This window comes from Saccharothrix violaceirubra (genome assembly GCF_014203755.1).
GTDB classification, from domain to species: Bacteria; Actinomycetota; Actinomycetes; order Mycobacteriales; family Pseudonocardiaceae; genus Actinosynnema; species Actinosynnema violaceirubrum.
Genome location: NZ_JACHJS010000001.1, coordinates 2,703,304 through 2,725,710 on the forward strand (window position 1 = coordinate 2,703,304; position 22,407 = coordinate 2,725,710).

The window sequence follows — 22,407 nt, forward strand, 5'->3', positions numbered from 1 at the left end:
TCGTCAGCCCTCCTCCTTGGCCGGTCCCACGCCCCAGGACCGCAGGACGTTCGCGGTCAGGCGTGAGACGTCGTTGTCGTCGCCGTCGTACGAGAGCGCGCCACACCAGCCGATCGACCCGGTCGAGAACACCTCGCCGCCGCCGGTCGTCGTGTACACCGTCATGTCCGAACGCCGCCGGTCGACCGGATCGCCCAACGGGTGGGGGATCGCCGGACCGGTGTCGCCGGAGATGTACATCCCGCCGAGCATCGCCCGCGCCAGCAGCGTGACGCCGGGCGGGCTGCCCAGCAGCGCGTCGATGCCGCACGTCTCGAACGAGGCCGCGCCGCCGAGCACCGCGCCGAACGCGCCCAGCGGCTTCGTGCGGTCGATCCCGTCCAGGAACGGGTGGTCGACGTCCTGGATCTCGTACGCGCCGCCGGTCGTCAGGCCCGCGGCGGCCGTGCCGATGCCGAACAGCCGGTGCGGCGCCCGGCCGCGTTCCTGCCACAGGCCGCCCGGTTCGGCGGTCGAGGTCAGGGTCAGCTCGCCCGGCTCGCTCTCCCAGCAGCGCACACCCACGTAGCCACGCCGCAGCTCGGCGAGGTGGCGGCGCTCCGGGTGGATCGCGGTGACCCAGTACGCGCCGTTGCCGCCCAGGTACCCCAGGTGGCCGCCGCCGTCCAGGTGCGCGCCGATCCCGTCGAGCATCCGCCGCGACCAGTACTCGGGGTGGCTGCCGGTGATCACGGCCGAGTACCCCTCGAACGCGGTCGCGCCCTCGGCGTCCAGGTCGTGGTCGGTGAGGATGTCGTACTCGACGCCCTGCCGGTCCAGCCAGCCCACGAGGAACAGGTCCTCGCTGAGCTGGTGCACGCAGCCGGTGGCCCGCAGGACGTGGTCGTCGCGCATGCCCAGCAGCGGGCGCAGCAGGGACGCGGTCGCCACGCCGCTGCCGTCGGAGTGCCGGTCGTACATGCTGTGCAACGAGTTGGCCCGCGCGAACGGCGCCGCGTACTCGGCCGGGTCCTCCGGCATGCCCGGCTGGTACAGGTGGTCGAGCGCGTACGCCAGGTAGGACAGCGTCGGGATCAGCAACGCCAGCCGGGCCTGCCGGGCGGCGGGCCGCACGAAGAAGGGCAGCCGGTCGACGCCCTCGTCCGTGGCCAGCTCCACCGCGTACACGCCGGTCGGCAGACCCTCCGGCACCTCGACGGTGAACAGCGGTTCCCACCCGCAGTCCGACAGGTCGTCGGAGTGGAAGTGCACCGCCGCGTAGCCCCGGTCGGCGAACCGCCAGTCGAGCACCTCGCCGGTCCAGTCGTGGCCGGTGACGCCGCGCAACGGCTGGTTGTGCAGCGTGCCGTGGTGCCCGCCGATGACGTCGAGCAGCTTGTCGCCGCCGATGTCCTGGAACAGGTCCCAGTGGGCCTTGGCGCCGCGCTGCCACGCCGTGGCCGTGTCGCGGAAGTGCTCGTCGACGTCGATGAGCGCCGTGCCGAACACGGTCGGCCCGTCGAGCTTGCCGTCGAAGTGGCCCACGCGGTCGCCGTCGACGAACCGGGCGCCCAGCAGCAGCGGCACCTGCCCGCCCACGAGCGCGCCCGCACCGGGTGCGGTGGCCACGGACGACGTCTCCTCGCCCGTGACCCGCGCGCCCGGCCGGACCTCCAGCCGCAGGCCGTCGGGACCGTAGCCGCCGACGAGCAGGTACCAGCGCCGCAGGTGCAGCGCCGGACCTTCGACCTCGACGACGCCGTTCTCGGCGCGGACCGCGAACCGCACGGTCCGGTCGGGCAGCAGCGCCAGTTCGACGTGCGGACCCTCGTCCGCGTCGCCCTGGCTCAGCAGCCCGACCCGGCCGCCCGGGTCGGCCGTCGGCCAGACCCACACCGCGAACGTGACCTCGGCACCCGGCGCCGGCGGCCGGGGGACCAGGCCGTACGAGCCGTGGTCGAAGTCCTGGTGCGGGATCGCGACGCGCTCGGGCGCCTCGACCGCGACGGGTGTGCGGGTGGGCGCCGTGCCGTCGTGACCGAGGCGCACGACGCGGACGCGGGCGTCCGGCACCGTCGCGGAGGCGTGCACGGCGAGCCGGTCGCCCGGTCGCACCGAGAGGCGGTCGGTGTACCCGACGACCTTGGCGTGTGTGTGGTCGACCGCTGTCATGCCGAGCTTCCCAACAGTTGGCCGCCGTCGACCGGCAGCACGGTTCCGGTGATGTGCGCGGCCTCGCCCGACGCGAGCAGCAGGACGATCGGGACGAGGTCGGAGGTCTGCGCGATCCGGCCCAGCGGGATGCGCTGGGTCCAGAACGCCTTCGCCTGGTCGTCCCGCATCGCCGCCGCGGTCAACGGCGTCTCCACGGGACCGGGCGCGATCGCGTTGACCCGGATGCCGAACCGCGCCAGTTCCAGCGCGGCCGACCGGGTCAACGCGTTCATCGCGGCCTTGGACGCCTCGTAGTGCCCGAGGCCGACCGTGGGCGCGAACGAGCCCGCCGAGCTGATGTGCACGATCGAACCACCCCGGCCGGCCGAGGCCATGACCTCGCCGACCGCCTGGGTGATCAGGAAGGTGCCGCGCACGTTCACCGCGAGCACCTGGTCCACCACCTCGACCGGCAGGGCCAGCAGCGGACCTCCGCCGCCGACGACGCCCGCCGCGTGCACCAGGACGTCGATCGACCCGAGTTCGGTCACGGTCGCGCCGACCGCCGCGCGCACCGAGTCCTGGTCGCCGACGTCCATCCCCAGGCCGAGCCCGCCGAACGTGCGGGCGTGCTCGACCGCCGCGGCGCCGTCGAGGTCGGCGACCGCGACCCGGTGACCGGCGCCCGCGAGCGCGGCGGCGAGCGCGCCACCGATCCCGCCCGCGCCACCGGTCACCAGGGCGACTTTGTCGCCCATCACACGGCCTCGGCGATGACCACCCGCGGCGAGCCCGGGATCGGACGGGTCTCCAGGAACTTCCAGCCCGTCTCGCCCAGCCACGAGACGACCTCGGCCTCGGGGTAGACCACGGTGCCGTCGATCACGAGGTACTCGCCCGCGAGGATCGGGTCGATGCGGCGGGCGTCGTCGGCCAGCAGCAGGAAGTCCACCACCAGCAGGCGGGCGCCCGGGTCGACGACCTTGCGCGCGGCGGTGAAGAACGTCTTGTTCTGCTCCGGCGTGAACCGGTGCAGCACGTGCTCCAGCAGGACCGCGTCGTAGTGGCCGGGGATCTCGTCGGTCAGCGGGTCGGCCGCCTGGAACTTGATCCGGTCGGCCAGCTCGCCGGTGAGCGAGCCCTCCAGCATCTTGATGAAGTCCGGCGTGGTGACGAACGCGCCGGTCAGCTCCGGGTTGCGCGCGGCGGCCTCGGTGAGGAACGAGATCGCCAGGCCGCCCAGGTCGAGCACGTTCTTGTGCAGGCGCCAGTCGTAGTGCTCGGCGAGCTGCTGCGCGTGCAGGCTGTTGTAGGTCTGGACACCGTTCATGAACTCGCCCATGTTCGATTCGTCCAACTGGAACGGACCGGGCTGCGCGGTGCGCATCGACTCGGTGTAGTGCAGCCAGTGCGGGTAGCTCATGCCGTTCCAGAAGCCCAGCCACGGCCGCAGGTCCAGGCCGTCGCCACCGGACAGGTACTCGGCGGTGACCGCCGTGTTGGTGTACTTGCCGTCGGCGAACGCGAGCAGCTCCAGGCCCACCATGGCGTCGGCGAGGATGCGGGCCGTGCGCTCGGGCAGGCCGGCGCGCTCGGCCAGCTCGGCCGATGTCGCCGGGCCCGCGGCGAGCGCGGCGAACACGCCCAGCTCGCTGGCCGCGAAGAGCTGCTTGGCGGCCATGAAGCCGGTCGCGACGTTCACCAGGGGAGTGGGATCGGTCATTGCGTTGTCTCCTAGTCCAGTCCGGGGTCGACGACGGCCTTGACCGCCGCCATCGACGCCATGTCCCTGATCGCCTGTTCCGCACCCGACAAGCCGACGGGTGCGGAGAACATGGCGTCCCAGTCGAAGCGGTCGGCGAACGCCGACAGGAAGCGCAGCGCGCGGGACAGGTCTCCCACGTCGCCGTTGAGCGAGCCGACCACGCGGATCTCGCGGCTGATCACGACGTCCATCGGCACCCGCGCGGCGTCGGGACCGGCCAGGCCGACCACGACGTGCGTACCGCGCTTGCCGCACATGAGGACGCCTTCGCGGTTGGCCGTCGGCGCACCCGCGAAGTCCAGTACCAGGTCGGCGCCGCGCGCACCGGTCAGCTCCTCGACCTGGGCGACCCGTTCGTCCGGGTCGGTGACGTCGGTGACGTCGATGGTGCTGTCCGCGCCGAAGCCGCGGGCCAGGGCGAGCCGGTTTCCCGGACCGCCCAACGTGATCACCTGTCCGGCGCCGCACGCGCGCGCCACGGCCGTCGCGATCAGTCCCAGCGGACCCGCGCCCTGCACGGCGACCGTCGAGCCCGGCTCGACACCGCCCGCGTTGGCGTACGCGCGCAGCACGGTCTTGACCGCGCAGCCCGCCGACGCGGCCCAGTGGTCGGGCATGTCGTCGGCCAGCACGATCCGGTGCGCGCCCGGCGGCAGGTATGCGTACTCGGACAGCCCGCCCACGACGTAGGGGGAGACGTCCGCGCGCTGGGAGAACCCGTACCCCCGGTCCGTGCACAGGACGGGCTCGCGCAGGACCGTGCACGCGTGGCACAGCCCGCACACCGACTCCGACCACACCACGCGGCTGCCGACCGACACCGGCCGGCCCTCGGCGTCGCGTTCCGCGCCCGGACCCAGCGCCACGACCTCGCCCGCCATCTCGTGGCCGAGCACGATCGGCAGCGCCACGAACGGCAGCACGCCCTGCCACAGGTGCGCGTCCGTGCCGCACAACGTGGTCTTCGTGATCCGCACGACCGCCGAGCCCGGGGGCAGTTCCGCCGGCAGTGGCACGTCGACCACGTCCAGCGGCGCCCTGAACTCGCGCAGCACCGCGGCGCGGGTCACCTTGGGGTGCATCAACTCTCCCGACTGTGTTCGCGGACGAACGCGACGACGCGCTGCCACGCATCGGCGGCGTTGTCCGCCTGCTCGGGGATCGCGCCGTCGACGAACGAGTGCGGCGCGTCCGGGTAGAGGTGGAACTCGTGCTCGACCCCGGCCAGGGTGAGTTCGCGGTCGAACGCGAGGTTGTCCTCGACCGTGGTGAAGAAGTCGTCCCCGGCGCCGATCACCAGCAGCGGCCCGGACATCCGGGGGATCAGCTCGCGGCACTCGGCCGGCCGCGCGTAGCAGCCGATCGCGCCGCGCAGCCGGGGTTCGAGTGCCGCCTGGCCCAGCGCCATCGCGCCGCCGAGGCTGAAGCCGAGCGCGAACACCGTCGACACCGGGCCCAGCGACCCGGAGAGCAGGAGGTCCACCCCGGCCCGGATGTCGTCGCGGGCGGCGGCCCAGTCCAACCGGGACACGTAGGACAGGCCGTCGAAGTCGTCGCTGCGGTCGTCGTTCCAGGCCAGGCGTGCCCAGTGGTCGACGACCAGCGCCGCGATGCCCTGCCCGGCGAAGCGCCGGGCAAGGCCGCGGTAGAACTCGTGCGCGCCGCGCACGTCGGGCAGCACGACCACGCCCGCGCCGGTCGGCCGCCGGGGCACCGCCCGGTAGGCCAGGACGCGGGCGCCGTCCGCCGAGACGAGTCGGAACTCGCCGGCGTCGGACAGGTGGTCGTGCGCGGTCATGCCGCGGTGTCCCAGCGGTCCCGGCGTCGCGTCCACACCAGCACGGCGAGGATCACGACGAACGGCAGGACGCCGCGGTACTGCCGGAGCGACTCGACCACCCCGGCGACGCCTTGGAGCACGCCCAGGCCGACGCCGCCGACGAACGTCCACGTGAAGCTGCGGAACGCGCCGACCAGCGCCGCCGCCAGCGCGGGCGTGACCAGCATGCTCTGCGAGCCGAAGTCGCCGGCCAGGGTGGGCGCCACGATCATGATGCCCAGGGCGCTCGCCGCGCCGGCGACGCCCCAGACCACCAGCGACAGCCGGGGCACCCGGATGCCGATCAGCTCGGCCGTGGTCGGCCGTTCCGACATCGCCCGCAGCAGCAGGCCGGTCCGGGTCCGGCCGAGCAGGACGGTGGGCAGCACGGCGAAGAGCACCGCGAGCAGCATCGTGACCACGGCGGTCCACGTGACCACCACGCCACCCACCGTCGCCGCCGGGGAGTCGAACGGCTTGGGGAACGCCTGGGGATGCGTGCCGAACAACCGCAGGCCCGCCGCGACGAGTCCGAGGTACACCGCGATCGTGACCGCGGCCTTCACGCCCTCGCCCGCCTCGGCGAACCACCGCACCATCACCAGGCCGAGCCCCATGTGCACCAGCGCGCCGACGACCAGACCGGCGAGAACGGCGAGGGGCAGGGCCAGGTCGGCGTCGAGCAGGGCGACCATCGAGAAGGCGCCGAAGGCACCGACCGACGCCTGCGCGAAGTCGACCACCGCCACCAGGCGGTAGGTGAGCAGGACGGACAGGCCGATCAGGGCGTAAGCCCCGCCGGTGGCCAGTCCCGCCACCGCGGCGGACAGTTCGAGCACGACGTCCCCCGTCAGTCGTTCGGGACCGTGATGAACGTGTCGTCCACGACCGCCCACTTCAGACCGGTGAGCCGGACGATCTTCGAGCCCTGGTTCGGCGCGTGCGCCTCGCCGGGGCCGAACACGAACGGCGACGCCATCATCGGGTCGTCGATCGGCGTCATGGTCTTGAGCGCCTCGTTGACCGAGTCGCGGGTGATCTCGCCCTTGACCGACCTGAGCACCTCGACCATGAACTTGGCCGACAGGTAGCCGCCCTGCGAGAACGCGGTGGGCGAGGCGCTCGCCCGGGTCACGGTCTCGCGCCACTTGGCGTTGGCCAGGCTGTCGGAGGTGAACGGCTCGAACTCGGACCCGGCGTAGACGTTCAGGCCCAGACCGCCGACGGCCTTCGCCACGCTGTCGGTGTAGGCCGGTGCCAGCAGCAGGAAGTCGACGTCGTCCATCTTCTGCGTCTTGGCCGCCTGGAGCCACGGCACGACCATCTGCTCGGCGGTGTTGAACATGACCGCGTCGCAGTCGGCTTCCTTGGCGCGCAGGATGTACGGCGTCAGGTCGCCGCTCTGCTGGACGGTCAGGTCGTTGATCACCAGCTTGAGCCCGCTGAGCCGCTCCCACTTGTCCAGCGCCAGCTTCACGGCCTCCTCGGAGCCGGGCAGCACGACGGTGAAGTTGCAGATGCGCTTGTCGCCGAGCTTCTGCGACGCGTGCAGCGCCACGGCGGTCAGCAGGGTGAACGGCCCGACGTTGACCGGGGCGATCTGCGGGCTGGCGTAGCAGGTCGGGCTCGCGCCGACGGCCATGACCGAGGAGATCTTCTGCTGGCGGTACAGGCCGTCGTTGACGTCGCAGTCGGTGAAGCTGGCGGAACCCGCCATCGCGACGACGCCGGCGTCCAGGAGTTCCCGGGCCACCTGCGCGGTGCGCTCGGCGTTGCCCGCGTCGTCCTTGACGATGTACTCGATCTTCTTGCCGTTGATGCCGCCGGCGTCGTTGGCGTCGTCGAACACGCGCTGCGCGGTCTTCACCACCTCTTCGGTGATGAACGTGCCGGTGAGCCCGGCGATCGCGCCGATCTTGATCGTGTCGCCGCTTCCGGCGCCGCAGCCCGCGAGCGCGGACGCGGTGAGCACGGTCGTCGCGAGGACGGCTCCCAACCTGAGCGGAGTTCTCATCGGGAGGTTGTTTCCCTTCGGGGATCGGGGGTGGGGAGGGCCGCGGTGCCCAGGTAGGCGGACACCACGACCGGGTCGCGGAGCACGTCGTCCGGGGGACCGGACGCGACGACCCGGCCGAAGTCCATCACCACCACCGAATCGCAGGTCGACCGGACCAGTTCAAGGTCGTGTTCGACCAGCAGCACGGCGGTGCCGTAACGCTCGGGGATCTCGGAGATCCTGCGCTTGAGCAGGCGTGTCTCCGCACTGGACTGACCGGCGGCGGGTTCGTCGAGCAGCAGGACCGGGGGACGTCCCAGTGCCAGACCCGCGACCTCCAGCAGTCGACGCGTGGCCACGTCGACGGTCTCCATCGGCGTGTCCGCGCCCGGACAGCCGAAAAGGGACAGTTGCTCGTCGACCTCCGCGGACGTGAGCGGTCTGCCGGCCGCCACGCGCAGGAACAGGCCGACGTCCAGCGAGGTCGGCACCCGCGACTGTTGGAAGCCGCGGCGCAGACCGGCCCGCGCGCGGAGGTGCGCGGGCAGCTTGTCGACCGGGCGGCCGTCGAGCAGGACCGTCCCGGTGTAGCGGTCGGTGAAACCGGTGACCGTGTTGACGAGAGTGGACTTGCCGGCGCCGTTGGGGCCGACGAGACCGACCACGTGTCCCTTGGGGACGATCAGGCTGACGTCGTCCACGGCCGTCAACGCGCCGAACCGGACGGTCACGTTCCGGACCTCCAGCGCGGGCTCGGCGTCGGGGTCGCGCACCGGCCACCCGTCGGCGCCCACCCGGACCACCGGTCGGTGCAGGATCGGCGCGGTCGAGTCCTCGTCGGTTTCCGCTTCCGCGCGTGCGACGCGCCGACGACGGCGCTTGGCACGCAGCAGGTCGGTCTGGCTCATGCCCAGCCGGAGCACCTGCACGGCGCCGACGGCGAAGAAGAGCGCGGCCAGGTCCTGCGGGACGCCGATGGTGTCGATCAGCACCGGGAAGGCCACGCCGAGCAGACCGCCCGCGATCGCGCCCTCGACGTTGTGCGTGCCGACGAACACCGCGATCGCGAACAGCGTGACCGAGGCGAACGTCGAGAACGAGATCGCCGACACCACGCCCAGGCGCCCGGCCATCAGCCCGCCGCCGATGCCCGCGATCCCGGCGCTGAGCGCGAACGCGGTCAGCTTGCCGTGCACGACGCTGATGCCGTGCGCGGCGGCGGCCCGTTCGGAGTGCCGGATCTCGACCAGGGCGCCGCCCGTGCGGGAGCGGTCGAGGAACCACAGGCCGACGGCCAGCGCGGTCACCACGGTCATGGTGAACACGAAGTAGCCCGCGTCGTCGGTGAACCCGGCGGGCCGGGGCACGAAGTCGAACTTCTCCCGGCCGGGGAACGGCACGCCCGCCAACACCACGTCGACCGCCATGGCGAACGCGAACGTGGCCACGGCCAGGTTCACGCCGCGCAGCCGCAGCGCGGGCAGGCCGATCAGCAGCCCGGCCACGACCGCGGCCAGACCGCCCAGCAGCAGCCAGACCGCGAACCCGCCGGGCACGTCCACGACGTGCGCCCAGCCGACCACGTACGCGCCGATGCCCGCGAAGCTGAGCTGGCACAGCGACAGCACGCCCGCGCGCCCGGTGATCAGGCCGTAGCTCTGGAGGTAGACCGTGTTCACGGCCGCGCCGATGGCCAGGAACAGCACGTAGCTCGACGCGGTCGAGGCGATCACGGCCGTGGCGACGACGGCGAGGAGCAGACCCGGCAGCAGCGGGTGCGGCGACCGGCGCAGGAGGGCGTCCATCGTGGTCAGACCCCGCTCTCGACAGGCTCGCCCAGGTACAGGCCGCGCAGCAGGTCGTGGTCGGCACGCAGCGTCGCGCCGTCGCCCTCGTAGACGATCCGGCCGCGCGACATCACGTACGCGCGGTCGGCGATGCGCAGCGCCAGCGCCGCGAACTGCTCGACCAGCAGCACGCCCACACCGTCGTCGGCGAGCGCGCGCACGGCCGCGGCCAGGCGTTCGACGACGATAGGTGCCAGGCCCAGCGACATCTCGTCGACCAGCAGGAAGCGCGGCTCGCCCAGCAGGGCGCGGCCGACGACCAGCATCTGCTGCTCGCCGCCGGACAGCAGCCCGGCGGGCACGTGGAGCTGCTTGCGCAACTCGGGGAACAGGTCGAGCGCGCGGTCCGGCGTGGTCCCGCGCCGGCACGCGGCGAGCAGGTTCTCCCGCAGGGTCAGGTCGCGGAACACCGCGCGGTCCTGCTCGACGTGGGCGATCCCGGCCCGCGCCCGGCGCCACGCGCGCAGCCCGTCGAGGCGGCGGCCGTCGAGCGTGATCGTGCCGGACGCGATCGGGGTCGCGCCGGACACGCCTTCGAGCAGCGTCGTCTTGCCCGCGCCGTTGGCGCCGAGCAGCACGGTCACGGCGCCCTGGTCCGCCCGCAGCGAGACGTCGCGGACCACGGCCAGACCCGACCGCTCGACCGTGACGTCCGCGAGGGACAGCACACTCACGTGTTCCACCGTCCTGTCGGTGCCTGCTGGGTGTCGGCACAGAGTGGTCTGGTGGGGGCGGTCGGGCGGTCCGTAGAAATACCGAATTGACGCCGCATGGAGCAATGGTGACCAGGGGCTTCCCCGGACGCAGCACAAGGAGCCCGGTGTCGGTCGGGACACCGGGCTCCTCGAATGGGACGGAAAATCGCGCCGACCGTACTTCCGGGTAACGGTCGGGACCCGGTCACCGGGTCAGTGCGAGCACCCGCACTGACCGGGCGGGCAGTGCTTGTCGGCCGAGAAGTCGGGCAGGTCCAGCGCCGGGTTCCGGTCGAGGAAACCCAAGGGGCGGAACATGAACCCGCTGTAGTCGACCGGCATGACCGGCCAGTCCTCGGGGCGCGGCAGGTGGGTCGGTCCGAACACGTGCCAGAGCACGATGTCCTCGTCGACGATCGACTCGTCCTGCTTCACCCAACCGGGCAATCCGGCGCCGCCCGGGTGCTGGTTCGGGTAATCGCCGGCCGGGTAACGTTCGTTTTCGTCGAACTTCGTCACCCAAAGGTGTTTGGTGGCGAATTCGGCCCGGCCGTGGACCGTCGCTTCGGGCTGCGCGAGCAGCGTGGGGCCCGGCTTGGGCACCAATTGGTATGCCTTCGGCTTGCCCAGCCGGTTGGTGCCGTCGGCGCTGCGGACCACCCACGTGCGGCCGACCAGCGGGTCGGCGAGGCGCGCGCCGTCCGTCTCGGTCTCCAGGACCTTGGTCGTGCTGGTGAACGCGTTGCCGCGCGGGTTGGCCGGGCCGATCGGGATGCGCGCGAAGTCGACCTCGTCGACCGTGTTGCGCTCGCCCGCGACCTCGGTGTCCAGCCGCGCGCAGAACAGGTGCTGGTGGACCGGTGCCATCAGGCCGGGCGCGATCTCCGCGCCGTAGGGCGACTCCTCGCCGGCGCCGCAGAACACCACGCCGGTGGCCTTGGCCTCCAGCTCGATCGTGCCGTCGAGGTAGAAGTACCAGAAGAAGCCGTAGTCGTAGTTGCCGATGGTGCTGAAGAACGACACGACCAGGCGACGCGACCGCCGCACGTCCGAGGCGCCGGTGAGGATGTTGGTGTGCTTCCACAGCACGCCGTAGTCCTCTTCGTGCATGCAGACGACCTGCGGGATCGTGATCGGGTTGCCGTGGTCGTCGGCCACCGCCGCGTCGAAGTAGTGGATGACGCCCAGGCAGTCGCAGCCCAGCTTCAGCGAGTTGGCGTTCTTGCCCAGCAGGTACTCGCCGGCGTCGAAGTAGCTGATCCAGTTGCGCCACGGCGCGGGGTCGCCGTAGGGGACGACCATCTCGGCCATCGACGCGCGGTAGAGCACGGGCTCGCCGTTGAAGGAGATGCGGTGCAGCGTCAGGCCCTCACGGGCGTTGAAGCCGACGCGCAGCTTCCAGCCCTCCCAGGTGACCTCGCTGCCCTCGACCGTGAAGCTGACACCCTCGGGCTGGGTGATCGAGATCGGCTTGAGCGTGGTGCGCGGCTCCGCCACCCCGGTGTAGTTGCCGTGCTCGGTCGGCACGGGCACGTCGCCCTCGTCGACGACCTGGAGGACCTCGCCGGTGATCAGGTCGACCTCGGCCAACAGACCCTCGACCGGGTGCGCCCACGGGCTGTCGTCCACGTGGTCGCGCAGGAAGGTCAGGGCGCGCAGGTACCGGCGGTTGTTGTCGAAGTTCTCCTCGAACGAGCCGGGGGACAGCGGCGCGACGAAGGCCAGCGACCAGTCGTCGACACCGCGCCGCTTCATCGCCGCCTGCCAGCGCGGGTCGGCGCGCACCAGGTCGGCGCACCGGTCGTACTCCTCGAACAGGATCGGGGCGCGGCCGTCGGCCGGGTCGAGATCCACAAAGGACTCCAGCGTGCCGGAGGCCGCGTCGACGACGGCTTCCTGCGTGACGCCGGTCTTGACGTCGAGCAGCACGGCCCGCACGCGGCGCGGTGCGGTGCTGCCGGGCGTGAAGGAGCGGACGAGGGCCTTGTCCGGCTCGACCGGGAGGACGCTGGGGAACCGCGTGGTCGGGCCTACCTTGCCCTCGGCGACGAGCACTTCCCGGACGCGGGCGATCTCCGCCTCGGTCAACGGGTCGAGCGGGTGCGCGGAAGACGTCGTCATGAGCGCGAGTATCGGCCTGATCGCCGCGCGCGGCTTGCCGCAGAGGGTACCGGTGTTGCCCTTTAGCGCACGTTCGCTGCTGGTCAACCGCAGGGCGCTGATCGACAAGACGGGCCGGGTGTGGGCGGCGACACTTCGCCCGATAACGACGGCTCTCTTGTCGGGGGCGAGTCCGCCGTGGACGGTCCGGCCGCGCGGCCGGACCGGTTCGACCCGAGGATCGGTCGGCGAGCCTTTCCTCCGCACCCTCGGCCACGCCGCTCCCCACGGCGTGGCCGAGGACTCGGAGCCGGGTCGTCACGGGCACGACGAGTAGCCCTGACCCTGGATGTGTGCCTTCGCCTCGTTTCCCACCATCACGTAGAGGTCCGCTCGGCCCCGCTGGTCGTAGATTCGAGTGAAACTGGAAGACCAGTACCGTTCGAAGTGCACCTTGTAGCACCATCCGGCGTCGACCCGGAGAACGTTCCAGGCTTGACTCGGGGGAGTGTGCCCGCCGTTCGGCGAGAGGAACGACAGATCCTGGGATACGCCGCTCTGGGCGCAACCGAGGAAGTACCCCTTCGAGTCGCCCGTCTCGCCGGGCCAGCACCAGTTGCGCAACACCGCGGTCCACAGGTCGGTCTCGTTGACCGAGTACGCACAGCCGGGCCACGAGCAAGGGCCTGCCGCGGCGTACGGTGTCGCGACTACCAGGCCTGTGAGGCCGAGCAACACGGCCATGAGCACGCGTAATCCGAACGGTCCTCCTGCCGGCCTTCTTCGCATGACGTCCTCCTTGCGGATCGTCCCTTCGAATCCGGAGCCCGTATCGTGTCGGGCGGTACCTGCCGAGTCTTCGGCGAACCGCCGGGTTCACCCGGAATGGCGAACAGCGGATTCTCCCGGTCGGCCCGGACGCGAATGGCTTCGTGGTGGCCGCGCCCGTTGCGACCCGGACGGCGACTTGTACCCCCGGTGATCGGCTCGACACCATGGGTGCATGGTGGAACCCGTGATCTTGGACCCGTCCGGACGGGACGTGCAGGGCGAGGCCGCCGCCCTGCGCGACAGTGGTCCGGCCACCCCGGTCGTCCTGCCGGGTGGGCTCGGTGCGTGGGCGGTCACGCGGCAGGAGACGCTCAAGCGGCTGCTGGCCGATCCCGCCGTGTCCAAGGACGCGCGGCAGCACTGGTCCGCGTGGCGGGCGGGCGAGGTGCCCGACGACTGGCCCCTGCACCTGTGGGTCTCGGTGCGCAACATGTTCACCGCCTACGGCGGCGAGCACCGGCGACTGCGGGCGTTGGTGGCGCGGGCCTTCACCGCGCGGCGGACCGAGGCGTCGCGGCCGGTCGTGAAAGCGATCGCGGACGGTCTGCTCGATCGGCTCGAAGCCGGTCCCGCCGAGGTCGACCTGCGTGCCGGGTACGCCCACCCGTTGCCGATCGAGGTCATCTGCGGGCTGTTCGGCATCCCCGACGCCGCCCGCTCCGGCCTGCGCGAGGCCGTCGACATCGTCTTCGACACCACGACCACGCCCGAAGCCGCGGTGGCCAACCAGCACCGGCTCTACGCACTCCTGCACGACCTGGTCGAGGACAAGCGCCGCTCACCCGGCGACGACCTGGCCAGCGGGCTGATCGCGGTCCGGGACGAGGACGGCGGTCGGCTGTCCGAGGCCGAGTTGATCGACACCCTCATCCTCGTCGTGGCCGCCGGGCACGAGACCACGGTCAACCTGCTCGACCACGCCATCACGGCCCTGCTCACGCACCCCGACCAGCGGCGACGCGTGGAAGCGGGGGAGTTCACGTGGGGCGACGTCGTGGAGGAGACGCTGCGCTGGCAGGCACCCGTGGCGAACCTGCCGCTGCGCTACGCCGTGCGGGACGTCGCGGTCGGCGACGAGACGATCGCGCGGGGTGAGGCCATCCTCGCGGGCTACGCGGCGGCCGGGCGCGATCCCGACGTGCACGGGCCGACCGCCGACGCGTTCGACGTGACCCGCGCCGACAAGTCCCACCTGGCGTTCGGCTACGGCGTGCACCACTGCCTCGGCGCCCCGCTGGCCCGGCTGGAGGCGACGATCGCCCTGCCCGCGCTGTTCGCGCGCTTCCCGGACCTGCGGCTCGCGGTCGACGAGACGGAGCTGGTGCCGGTCGCGTCGTTCATCTCCAACGGCCACCGGGAGCTGCCGGTCGTGCTGCGGTAACCCGATCCTCAGCGGCCGGAGGGCTCCTGGAACACCATGGTCGGCACGCTGGGCCGGTCCGCACGCGGCGCGGGCTCGGGTCGGTCCGGCGGTCGCACCTCCACGACCTCCTCGACGACGTCGGCCACCTCGGGCTCGGGCTCGGGCGCGGCCGGTTCGACGGGCCGGTTCAGGCGCTGCTGGGCCTGGGAGATCCACAACAACCACATGGCCTCGTCGCGGTGCCCCCGGAACTCCGCGCGCAACCCGGCCAACGCGCCCCGCACGCGGGCCGCGAGCACCTGGTCGGCCCGGACGACCTCCCACGCCTCGCGCACGTCGGCGTCCCTGCTCTTCACCGCCTGGCGTATCTGGTCGGTCAATTCCCGTGCCGAAAGCGACGACCACGCCGCCGCGATCCTGCGACCTCTGCTCACGTCCCCATCCTCGCGGACCACACTGGGAAGTGCCCGATCGACACGGGGTAACGCTGGTCTCGTTGTTTCCCCCGGAGAGGAATCCATGGAGCGCTCGTCCAAGCATCTGGTGTCCCGGGTCCTGGTGGCGGTCGCCGCCGCGGCCCTGCTCGGGGGTCTGGGCGTGGTGTTCATGCCGACCCGTGATCGCGTGCCGGCGTTCGACATCGGCTCCGGAACCGCCCCGGAATGCCCGGTCGACGCCTTACCCCGGCCCGAACCCTCGCCCGACGGCATCGTGCGGACGACGCTGTGCGCGTTCGCGCCGACGGCCGACGGCACCGGCCGGTACAGCCGGGCGCTGGTCCTGGAATCCGACGGCGAGGAGATCGTCGAGGAGCTGACCGACCTGCCCGACCGGCCGCTGCCCGACCAGGGCTGCTTCGCCGTGCTCAGACCCCACTACCGGCTTGTCGTCCACTACGCCGACGGTGCCGAGCGCGCGGTCGACGTCGACCTGGCGTGCGCCACCGCGACCAGCGCGGACCGGACCCGCTACGGCGACGTCCCCGCGGTCCTGGACGCGTTCGCCGAGGAGTACCGGGACCAGGGCGGCGACCTGCCGCCGCCCCCCTGGCTGTGGTGACGTCAGCGGCCGGGCACACCCGAGAAGAAGTCGAGCACCACCCGTGACGTGTCCGGACGCGGCGGCACCGGGTCGCCGCCGGACCGGGTGCGGGTGCCGCCGGGCCACGCGTGCGTGCCGCCCTCGACCGTGTAGAGCGCGACCCGGGACCCGTCCGCGCACCCCGACCAGGTCGTCACCTCGACGTCGTCGTCGCGCTGCCGGGTCGGCGCCGGGCAGGCGTCGTGCCCGGTCCAGAACCCGATCGAGTCGGCCACCGACCTGTTGTCCCACGTCCCGGCACCGGGAACGGGCCGGGACGGCGGGCCGCCCGCGTACGGCACGGACTGGTCCGCGGTGCCGTTGACGGCCAGCACGGACACCGGTCGCGCCGGTCGGCACGGGTCGACGTTGAGCGCACCGGCCACGGGCGCCACGGCCGCGATCCGGTCGGACAGCTCGCAGCCCAGCCGGTAGGCCATCATCGCACCGTTGGACATCCCGGTCGCGAACACCCGAGCGGGGTCGACGGGGTAGCGCGCGATCACGTCGTCCAGCACGGCCGACAGGAACCGCACGTCGTCGACGCCCTCGTCCCGGGCGTACGCGCAGCACCGCCCGGCGTTCCAGGTCAGCAACGAGGTGCGCCCGGTGCCGTCGGGGTAGACGGCCACGTACCCGGCCGCGTCCGCCGCGGCCGACATGCCGGTCTGCGCGGCGACCTGGGCACCGTCGCCGCCACCGCCGTGCAGCACCAGCACGACCGGCAGGCGTTCGCCGCGCGGCACGTGCACCCGGTAAGTCCGTTCGCGACCGTCCACGGTGAGCGTGCGGACGTCCTCGGCCCCGCTCGCCGTCGAGCAGCCGCCCAGGACCAGTGCCGCGACGACCAGCGCGGCGACGTGTCTCGATGCCATGCCGCCAGGACTACCAGGTCGGCGTCGAGTCGCGTCCGGTCGGTGGGTCGGGCACGATCCGTGCCGGAATCGACCGAGGAGGAGATCCGATGGCGTCCAGGCTCAACCCGTACATCAACTTCGCCGGACAGGCCCGCGAGGCGCTGGAGTTCTACAAAGGAGTGTTCGGCGGCACGACCACGCTGAGCACGTTCGGCGAGTTCGGCGACAAGGACGCGCCCGGCGCGGACCAGATCATGCACGGCCAGTTGGAGACGCCCGCCGGCTACACGCTCATGGTGTCGGACACGCCGCCGGGCATGCCCTACAACCCGGGCACCACCATCACGGTCAGCGTGAGCGGCGACGACGCCGACGAGCTGCGCGGCTACTGGGAGCGGCTGGCCCAGGACGGCCAGGTGACCGTGCCGCTGGCCAAGCAGATGTGGGGCGACGAGTTCGGCTCGGTCGTCGACCGGTTCGGCATCGCGTGGATGGTCGACATCACCGCGTCGTGAGCCGGTGCAGCAGCGCGGCGACCCCGTCCAGGTAGAGGCCGAGCGAGTAGCGGAACGTGTCGTCGTCGGGGTCGTCGGCCTCGTGGTCGAACACCCCGGCGTCGACGACCCGGCCGACGGCGGGCAGGTCGCGCGGGTCGGCCACCCGGCGCAGCAGCGCCGCGTAGGCCCGCCCGAACGCACCGGGGTCCTCGGCATGGACGCGGTCGAGATCGACGCCCATCCGCAGTTCGCCGTGTGCGAGCGTGATCAGTCCGAGGACGATCCGGACCTTCTCGGCCTCGGACAGCGGCGTGTCCGCGAGCGCGCCCAGACCCCGGTCGAACCAGCGCAGGTTGCGCGGTCCGGCGGGCGGTCCGGTCAGTGGCAGCCGGGCGAACCACGAGTGCCGGCGCATCGCCGCGAGTGCCGCGCACGCCCACGCGTGCAGGGCCGCGCGCCAGTCGCCCTCGGGCGGGTCGGGCGGCTCCTCCAACGCGGCGTCGGACATGAGGGCGAGCAGTTCGTCCTTGCTCTTCACGTACCGGTAGAGCGCCATGGTCGAGTTGCCCAGCCGCTGGGCGACCCGCGCCATGGAGACGGCGGCCAGACCTTCCTCGTCGGCGATCCCGATCGCGGCCCGCGTGATGTCGACGACGGACAGCGACGGCCGGCGTCCGCGCCGGGATTCGGGCGTGAGGCCCCACATGAGGGCGATCTCGGTGGGCAGCGCGTCGTCCATCAGCGCTCCGCGAGCCGGGCGAACGCGGCGTCGACGGCGGCGGGCAGCGCGGCCGGGTCGCCGCCTGCCAGGTCGAGCCCGGCGCGGTAGCAGGCGAACGCGGTGTGCGCGGCGAGTGCGGCGACCTCGGGTTCGGCGCCCCGGCGTTCGAGGCTGTGCCGGGCGGCCTGCGCCATGCGGTCGAACTTGCGGTTGGAGCGGTCGAGCAGTTCGGGGTTGTCGCGCAGCAGGCGTTGGTGGGCCAGGTAGTGCGCGGCGTCGGCGGTGTAGGTGCGGCACATGGCGACGGCGATCCGGCGCATCTCGGCGAGGGCCTCGGCCAGGGTCGTCAGGGGCGGGAGTTCGTCGAGCCAGCCGCCCCACAGCGCGCTCATGGCGTGTTCGTTGGAGAACGCGACCTCCTGCTTGTCGCCGAAGTGGCGGAAGAAGGTCGTGCGGCCGACCTCGGCGCGTTCGGCGATGTCGGCGACCGTGACGTCGGCGAACCCGCGTTCGGCGAACAGTGCGAACGCGGCGGCCACGATGCGTTCCCGGGCTCGTTCGCGGTTGCGTCGCCGGAGGTCGGTCACGCAAACGAGCATAGCGGAAACGGCACCGCGTCCATTACGGTACTCAGTACCAGTTCGTATCGAGTACCAGGAGTTGTCCCGTGGACGTCACCCTCATGACCGGAGCCACCCGCGGACTGGGCCGCGTGGCCGCCGAGCACCTGCTGCGCACCCGCCGCGACCGCCACCTCGTCGTGTTCGCCCGGAGCGGCGACCCGGCGGCCGAATTGGCCAAGGCCACCGGCAACCGCAACGTCTCCACGATCCGCTGCGACCTGAAGTCGTTCGACTCGATCCGCGCGGCCGTGGCCGACCTCCGGGAGCGCGACCTCGGCCCGATCACCGGGTTCCTGGCCAACGCGGGCGTGCAGGAAGCCTCTACCGACACCGCGACCGCCGACGGCCTGGAGACCACGTTCGCGGTGAACGTCCTGGCCAACCACCTGCTGCTGACCCTGCTGCGCGACGACTTCGCCCAGCCGTGCCGCATCGTGGTGGTGGGCAGCGACGTCCACGACCCGGCGCACAACAGCATGGGTGTGGTGCCGCCGCCGGTCTGGACCGACGCCCGCGACCTGGCCACGCCCCGCCCCGGCGGCGCGCGCGACGGCCGCCGTGCCTACGCCACCAGCAAGTTGGGCGTGCTGTACCTGGTCCACGCCCACCGCCGCCGCCTGCCCGAGGACGTGGACATCTACACCTACAACCCCGGCCACGTCCCGAACACCGGCCTCCTGCGCAACGTCCCGCCGGTCGGGCGTGCGGTCGCCCAGGGCGTGGGCGTCGTGCTCGCCATGGTCTCGCCGCGCTCGACCATGCCCGGCCCGGCCGGCCGGCTGATGGCCGCGGCGCTCGACGGCCCCCGGCCCGGGGAGAGCGGCGTGTACGTCAACAAGGGCGTCGTGGTCCCGTCGTCGGACGAGTCCTACGACCGCGAGCGCGAGGAGCGGTTGATCACCGTGGCCGACGCGTTGTGCGGCATCGTCCGCGCGTGAGCCGGTGACGGGAGCCGGCGGTGCCCTCCCGACGAGGGGCGGGGCGTGGACCGGCCGCCCGATCGCGTGTCCCGGCGGCGGGTCCGCTGCCAGGATGGCGGGATGGTCAAGTGGTTCCGCAAGTCCGCCGCCGATCCCCTAGCTGTACTGCCCTGAGAGGTTGTGGACGGTTCGACACGTAGTCGGATGATGTTGGAATGAGGGAGGGCCTCCGGGTTCGGTGTGGATTGCGACGTCGACACCGAGCCCACGGAGGCCCTCGTGACCCACGCTAACGCACCCTTGACCGAGCTGGGACGGCTGCGCCTGGCCCGGTGTGTCGTGGACGAGGGGTGGCCGCTGCGGCGGGCGGCCGAGCGGTTCCAGGTCTCGCCGACCACCGCCGCCCGCTGGGCCTCTCGCTACCGCGAGCTGGGCGAGGCGGGCCTGGTCGACCGTTCCAGCCGCCCGCACCGCAGCCCGCGTCGCCTGCCCACCCGCCGCGAACGCCGGATCGTCAAGGTCCGCCTGGCGCGTCGGTGGGGCCCGGCCCGCATCGCCCACCTGCTCGGACTGAACCCCTCCACCGTGCACCGGGTGCTGCGCCGCTTCGGCCTGGCCCGCCTGGCCCACCTGGACCGGGCCACCGCCACGCCGGTGCGCCGCTACGAACACGCCGCACCGGGCGACCTGGTCCACGTCGACATCAAGAAGCTCGGCAACATCCCCGACGGCGGCGGCCACAAGGTGCACGGACGGCGGGCCGGCGGGCGCAACAGCTCCGCCCACCGCGACCCGACCAGGCCCCGCAAGGTCCACGGCCGCCCGAACCTCGGCTACGCCTACCTGCACAACGCGGTGGACGACCACTCCCGGCTGGCCTACACCGAGATCCTGCCCGACGAGACCAAGGACACCGCCGCCGCGTTCTGGACCCGGGCACAGGCGTTCTTCCGGGAAGCCGGCGTCACCGTCCGCCGGGTGCTGACCGACAACGGCTCCTGCTACCGCTCACGGCTCTGGCGCGACACCCTCGCCAACGCGGGCATCACCCATAAACGCACCCGCGCCTACCGGCCACAGACCAACGGCAAGGTCGAACGCTTCAACCGCACCCTGCTCGACGAATGGGCCTACGCCCAGGCATACCGGTCTGAGACCGAACGCCGCGAGACGCTGCCGCGGTGGCTGCACACCTATAATCACCACCGCGGCCACACCGCACTCAAAGGCCAACCACCTGCCAGCCGCGTCCCCAACCTCACAGGACAGAACACCTAGCCGCGCTCCGGACGGCGGTCGCGACGTTCGACGCCTCCGGGGCGGTGGGCGACCTGGACACCGCGCTCGCCCTCGCCCGTGCCGAGTTCCACTCGTCGACCGACCGGTGGCACCTGGTCGCCGGTCCGCTGGTCCGCCTGTTACGGCTGAGATACGAGTACCTCGGCGGACCGGCCGACCTCGACGAGGCGGTGACGCTCGGCATCACGGTGGACGTCGCCGGCCTCGCGGACGTGTCCACCGCCGAGGAACTGTCCCGCGCGTTGGTCCTGCGGGGCTCGTACTACGAAGATGCCGCCGACATCGGGACGGCGGTCGACCTGGCCCGTCGCGCCCTGCGCACGACGGTGTCGGTCGACGTCGAGGACTCCCGGGTACCGGTGTTGTGCACGGCGGTCGCGGACGCGTTGCTCGCGGCCTATGAGCTGTCCGACGACCAGGCCCACCTCGACCAGGCGCTGGAGAGCATCGAGTACGCGGCCTCGTCGTCGGACGCGGCGGTCGTGGTCGGCACGTACGGCCGGATCGTGCGCGCGCGGTCGGACGACCTGTCCGGGATCGAGGAGGCGATCCGGCTGACGGCCCGGGCCGTCGTCATCACGCCACCGGGCACGCCGCAGGCCGCCGTGTACCAGGCCGACCTCGCCGAAGCCGTGCTGGACCGGGCCGACCTCACCGACTCGGACGCCGACGTCGACCAGGCGATCGGCCTGCTGCGACCGCTGGTCGGCTCGCTGCCCGAGTCCTCGCCGGTCCGGTGGCGGTGCCTGCACCTGCTGCGGGCCGAACTCGTGGCCCGCGGCGAGGACGCGCCGGCCGAGGACCGACCCGTGCGGTGGGGCGAACGGCTGCCGGCCGCGCTCGCGCTGGCCGAAGCCGCCTGGCAACCCCATCTCGCCCTGGCGGCCTGGCGGGCCGTGCTCGTCCTCGACCCGGCCGCCGACGTGGCGGCGCACGCGGCGGCCCGGCTCCTGGACCTCGACCCGGACCTGGCCCGGTTCGCCGTCGAACTGCTCCAGCGCGCCTCGACCCCCGACGGTCCGGAGTTCTCCTTCACCGACCTCGCGCCGGCCGCGCACGGCGGACCCGTGGTGCTGGTCAACATCGACGACCTGCGCTGCGACGCGCTCGTGGTGATCGACGGCGGCGTGGTCGTGGTGCCGCTGCCCGGCCTCACCGCCGCCGACGCCCGTGCCGCCGCGCACGCGCTGGTCGAAGCCGAGGACCGCCGCGAACGGCTGCCCGACCTCCTCCGGTGGCTGTGGAACGCGATCGCGGCGCCGGTGTTCGACGTGTTCCGGTTCGTCGGCGGCCAGGAGCCGCCCCGGCTGTGGTGGTGCCTGGCCGGTCCGTACCGGTTCCTGCCCGTGCACGCCGCCGGCGACGGGGAGAACTCGGTCATGGACCTGGTGGTTTCCTCGTACACCAGGGACCCGGCCGCGCTGCTCGTCCCCGAACGCCCGCGCTGCGCGCCGATCGCGTTGGTGGACACCGACGACCACCCGGTGCCCACCCGCGAGGTGTACGCGCCGACCGCGTCGCCGGCCGGGATCGGCACGGCGACCTGGCTGCACCTGGCCGCGCCGTCGGTCACGTTCGACCTGGCCGCGCTGTCGGTCCCGACGATCGACTTCGCCTACTTCTCGGCCCACGCCGCCGCACCCGTGCACGAGGGCAACGACCTGCCCGCCACCTTCCACGGCGGCGGACGCCTGCACGTCGTCGCCCAGCGGTGGCCGGCGCCGGACGTCACGGCCGACCTCTACCGCGAACTGGCCTTCGACTCCGAGCGCACGGCCAGAGCCCTGCACCGCGTGCTCACCGCACGTCGTGCGGCGCACCCGGCGGACTGGGCGGGGTACGTGCACTACGGGCCGTGAGG

21 protein-coding genes are annotated in these 22,407 nt (G+C 72.4%); 6 read left to right on the plus strand and 15 right to left on the minus strand.

Annotation, left to right across the window (positions count from 1 at the left end; all coding sequences use genetic code 11):
- Positions 1-3: 3 nt before the first annotated feature.
- The 11 genes from F4559_RS12965 to F4559_RS13015 form a co-directional block, all read right to left on the minus strand.
- Positions 4-2,151, minus strand: a complete 2,148-nt coding sequence (locus tag F4559_RS12965) for a N,N-dimethylformamidase beta subunit family domain-containing protein (RefSeq protein ID WP_184668703.1) — start codon at positions 2,149-2,151, stop codon at positions 4-6.
- Complete coding sequence (locus F4559_RS12970) at positions 2,148-2,891, minus strand: SDR family NAD(P)-dependent oxidoreductase (protein WP_184668705.1); 744 nt, start codon at positions 2,889-2,891, stop codon at positions 2,148-2,150. The genes F4559_RS12965 and F4559_RS12970 overlap by 4 nt, the downstream gene beginning before the upstream one ends.
- On the minus strand, positions 2,891-3,856 hold the full coding sequence (locus F4559_RS12975) for a methyltransferase (protein ID WP_184668707.1): 966 nt from the start codon (positions 3,854-3,856) through the stop codon (positions 2,891-2,893). The genes F4559_RS12970 and F4559_RS12975 overlap by 1 nt, the downstream gene beginning before the upstream one ends.
- A gap of 11 nt (positions 3,857-3,867) precedes the next feature.
- Positions 3,868-4,980: a zinc-binding dehydrogenase gene (locus F4559_RS12980; RefSeq protein WP_184668709.1), complete on the minus strand. Its 1,113-nt coding sequence runs from the start codon at positions 4,978-4,980 to the stop codon at positions 3,868-3,870.
- A complete protein-coding gene (locus F4559_RS12985) occupies positions 4,980-5,696 on the minus strand; it encodes a dienelactone hydrolase family protein (protein ID WP_184668711.1) in 717 nt (238 codons plus the stop codon). The genes F4559_RS12980 and F4559_RS12985 overlap by 1 nt, the downstream gene beginning before the upstream one ends.
- Positions 5,693-6,556: a branched-chain amino acid ABC transporter permease gene (locus F4559_RS12990; protein ID WP_184668713.1), complete on the minus strand. Its 864-nt coding sequence runs from the start codon at positions 6,554-6,556 to the stop codon at positions 5,693-5,695. Before F4559_RS12990 ends, F4559_RS12985 begins: the two co-directional genes overlap by 4 nt.
- Positions 6,557-6,567: 11 nt before the next feature.
- Positions 6,568-7,731 (minus strand): ABC transporter substrate-binding protein, encoded by a 1,164-nt coding sequence (locus F4559_RS12995; RefSeq protein WP_184668714.1) that lies wholly within the window; start codon positions 7,729-7,731, stop codon positions 6,568-6,570.
- Positions 7,728-9,518: a branched-chain amino acid ABC transporter ATP-binding protein/permease gene (locus F4559_RS13000; protein WP_184668716.1), complete on the minus strand. Its 1,791-nt coding sequence runs from the start codon at positions 9,516-9,518 to the stop codon at positions 7,728-7,730. Before F4559_RS13000 ends, F4559_RS12995 begins: the two co-directional genes overlap by 4 nt.
- A gap of 5 nt (positions 9,519-9,523) precedes the next feature.
- Positions 9,524-10,234, minus strand: coding sequence for an ABC transporter ATP-binding protein (locus F4559_RS13005; RefSeq protein WP_184668718.1), 711 nt, complete (start codon positions 10,232-10,234; stop codon positions 9,524-9,526).
- A gap of 234 nt (positions 10,235-10,468) precedes the next feature.
- On the minus strand, positions 10,469-12,376 hold the full coding sequence (locus F4559_RS13010; protein ID WP_184668720.1) for a primary-amine oxidase: 1,908 nt from the start codon (positions 12,374-12,376) through the stop codon (positions 10,469-10,471).
- Between the two features lie 297 nt (positions 12,377-12,673).
- The gene (locus F4559_RS13015) at positions 12,674-13,144 is read right to left on the minus strand and encodes a hypothetical protein (RefSeq protein WP_184668722.1); all 471 of its coding nucleotides are present in this window, start codon (positions 13,142-13,144) and stop codon (positions 12,674-12,676) included.
- A gap of 214 nt (positions 13,145-13,358) precedes the next feature.
- On the opposite strand from F4559_RS13015, the gene F4559_RS13020 reads away from it, so the two are divergent.
- Entirely contained in the window at positions 13,359-14,567 is a 1,209-nt protein-coding gene (locus tag F4559_RS13020) for a cytochrome P450 family protein (protein WP_184668724.1), read from the plus strand.
- A gap of 8 nt (positions 14,568-14,575) precedes the next feature.
- Here the strand turns inward: F4559_RS13020 and F4559_RS13025 are convergent, their stop codons facing one another.
- Positions 14,576-14,983 carry a hypothetical protein gene (locus tag F4559_RS13025; protein WP_184668726.1) on the minus strand — a complete coding sequence of 136 codons (408 nt, stop codon included), beginning with the start codon at positions 14,981-14,983 and terminating at the stop codon, positions 14,576-14,578.
- A gap of 85 nt (positions 14,984-15,068) precedes the next feature.
- On the opposite strand from F4559_RS13025, the gene F4559_RS13030 reads away from it, so the two are divergent.
- The gene (locus F4559_RS13030; protein ID WP_184668728.1) at positions 15,069-15,608 is read left to right on the plus strand and encodes a hypothetical protein; all 540 of its coding nucleotides are present in this window, start codon (positions 15,069-15,071) and stop codon (positions 15,606-15,608) included.
- A gap of 2 nt (positions 15,609-15,610) precedes the next feature.
- Here the strand turns inward: F4559_RS13030 and F4559_RS13035 are convergent, their stop codons facing one another.
- Complete coding sequence (locus tag F4559_RS13035; RefSeq protein ID WP_184668730.1) at positions 15,611-16,504, minus strand: CE1 family esterase; 894 nt, start codon at positions 16,502-16,504, stop codon at positions 15,611-15,613.
- An 89-nt stretch (positions 16,505-16,593) separates the two neighbouring features.
- Between F4559_RS13035 and F4559_RS13040 the strand changes: the two genes are divergently transcribed.
- Positions 16,594-17,001 (plus strand): VOC family protein, encoded by a 408-nt coding sequence (locus F4559_RS13040; RefSeq protein ID WP_184668732.1) that lies wholly within the window; start codon positions 16,594-16,596, stop codon positions 16,999-17,001.
- On the opposite strand, the gene F4559_RS13045 is transcribed toward F4559_RS13040, so the two are convergent.
- Positions 16,988-17,722 (minus strand): TetR/AcrR family transcriptional regulator, encoded by a 735-nt coding sequence (locus F4559_RS13045; protein ID WP_184668734.1) that lies wholly within the window; start codon positions 17,720-17,722, stop codon positions 16,988-16,990. The two genes, F4559_RS13040 and F4559_RS13045, sit on opposite strands and share 14 nt — an antisense overlap.
- Positions 17,722-18,291: a TetR/AcrR family transcriptional regulator gene (locus F4559_RS13050; RefSeq protein WP_312865618.1), complete on the minus strand. Its 570-nt coding sequence runs from the start codon at positions 18,289-18,291 to the stop codon at positions 17,722-17,724. Before F4559_RS13050 ends, F4559_RS13045 begins: the two co-directional genes overlap by 1 nt.
- Before the next feature lie 80 nt (positions 18,292-18,371).
- Between F4559_RS13050 and F4559_RS13055 the strand changes: the two genes are divergently transcribed.
- From F4559_RS13055 to F4559_RS13065, 3 genes are all read left to right on the plus strand, one after another.
- The gene (locus tag F4559_RS13055; RefSeq protein WP_184668738.1) at positions 18,372-19,265 is read left to right on the plus strand and encodes an SDR family NAD(P)-dependent oxidoreductase; all 894 of its coding nucleotides are present in this window, start codon (positions 18,372-18,374) and stop codon (positions 19,263-19,265) included.
- 261 nt (positions 19,266-19,526) lie between these two features.
- Positions 19,527-20,525 carry an IS481 family transposase gene (locus F4559_RS13060; RefSeq protein ID WP_184668740.1) on the plus strand — a complete coding sequence of 333 codons (999 nt, stop codon included), beginning with the start codon at positions 19,527-19,529 and terminating at the stop codon, positions 20,523-20,525.
- Between the two features lie 44 nt (positions 20,526-20,569).
- Positions 20,570-22,405 (plus strand): CHAT domain-containing protein, encoded by a 1,836-nt coding sequence (locus tag F4559_RS13065; RefSeq protein WP_184668742.1) that lies wholly within the window; start codon positions 20,570-20,572, stop codon positions 22,403-22,405.
- Positions 22,406-22,407 lie beyond the last annotated feature (2 nt).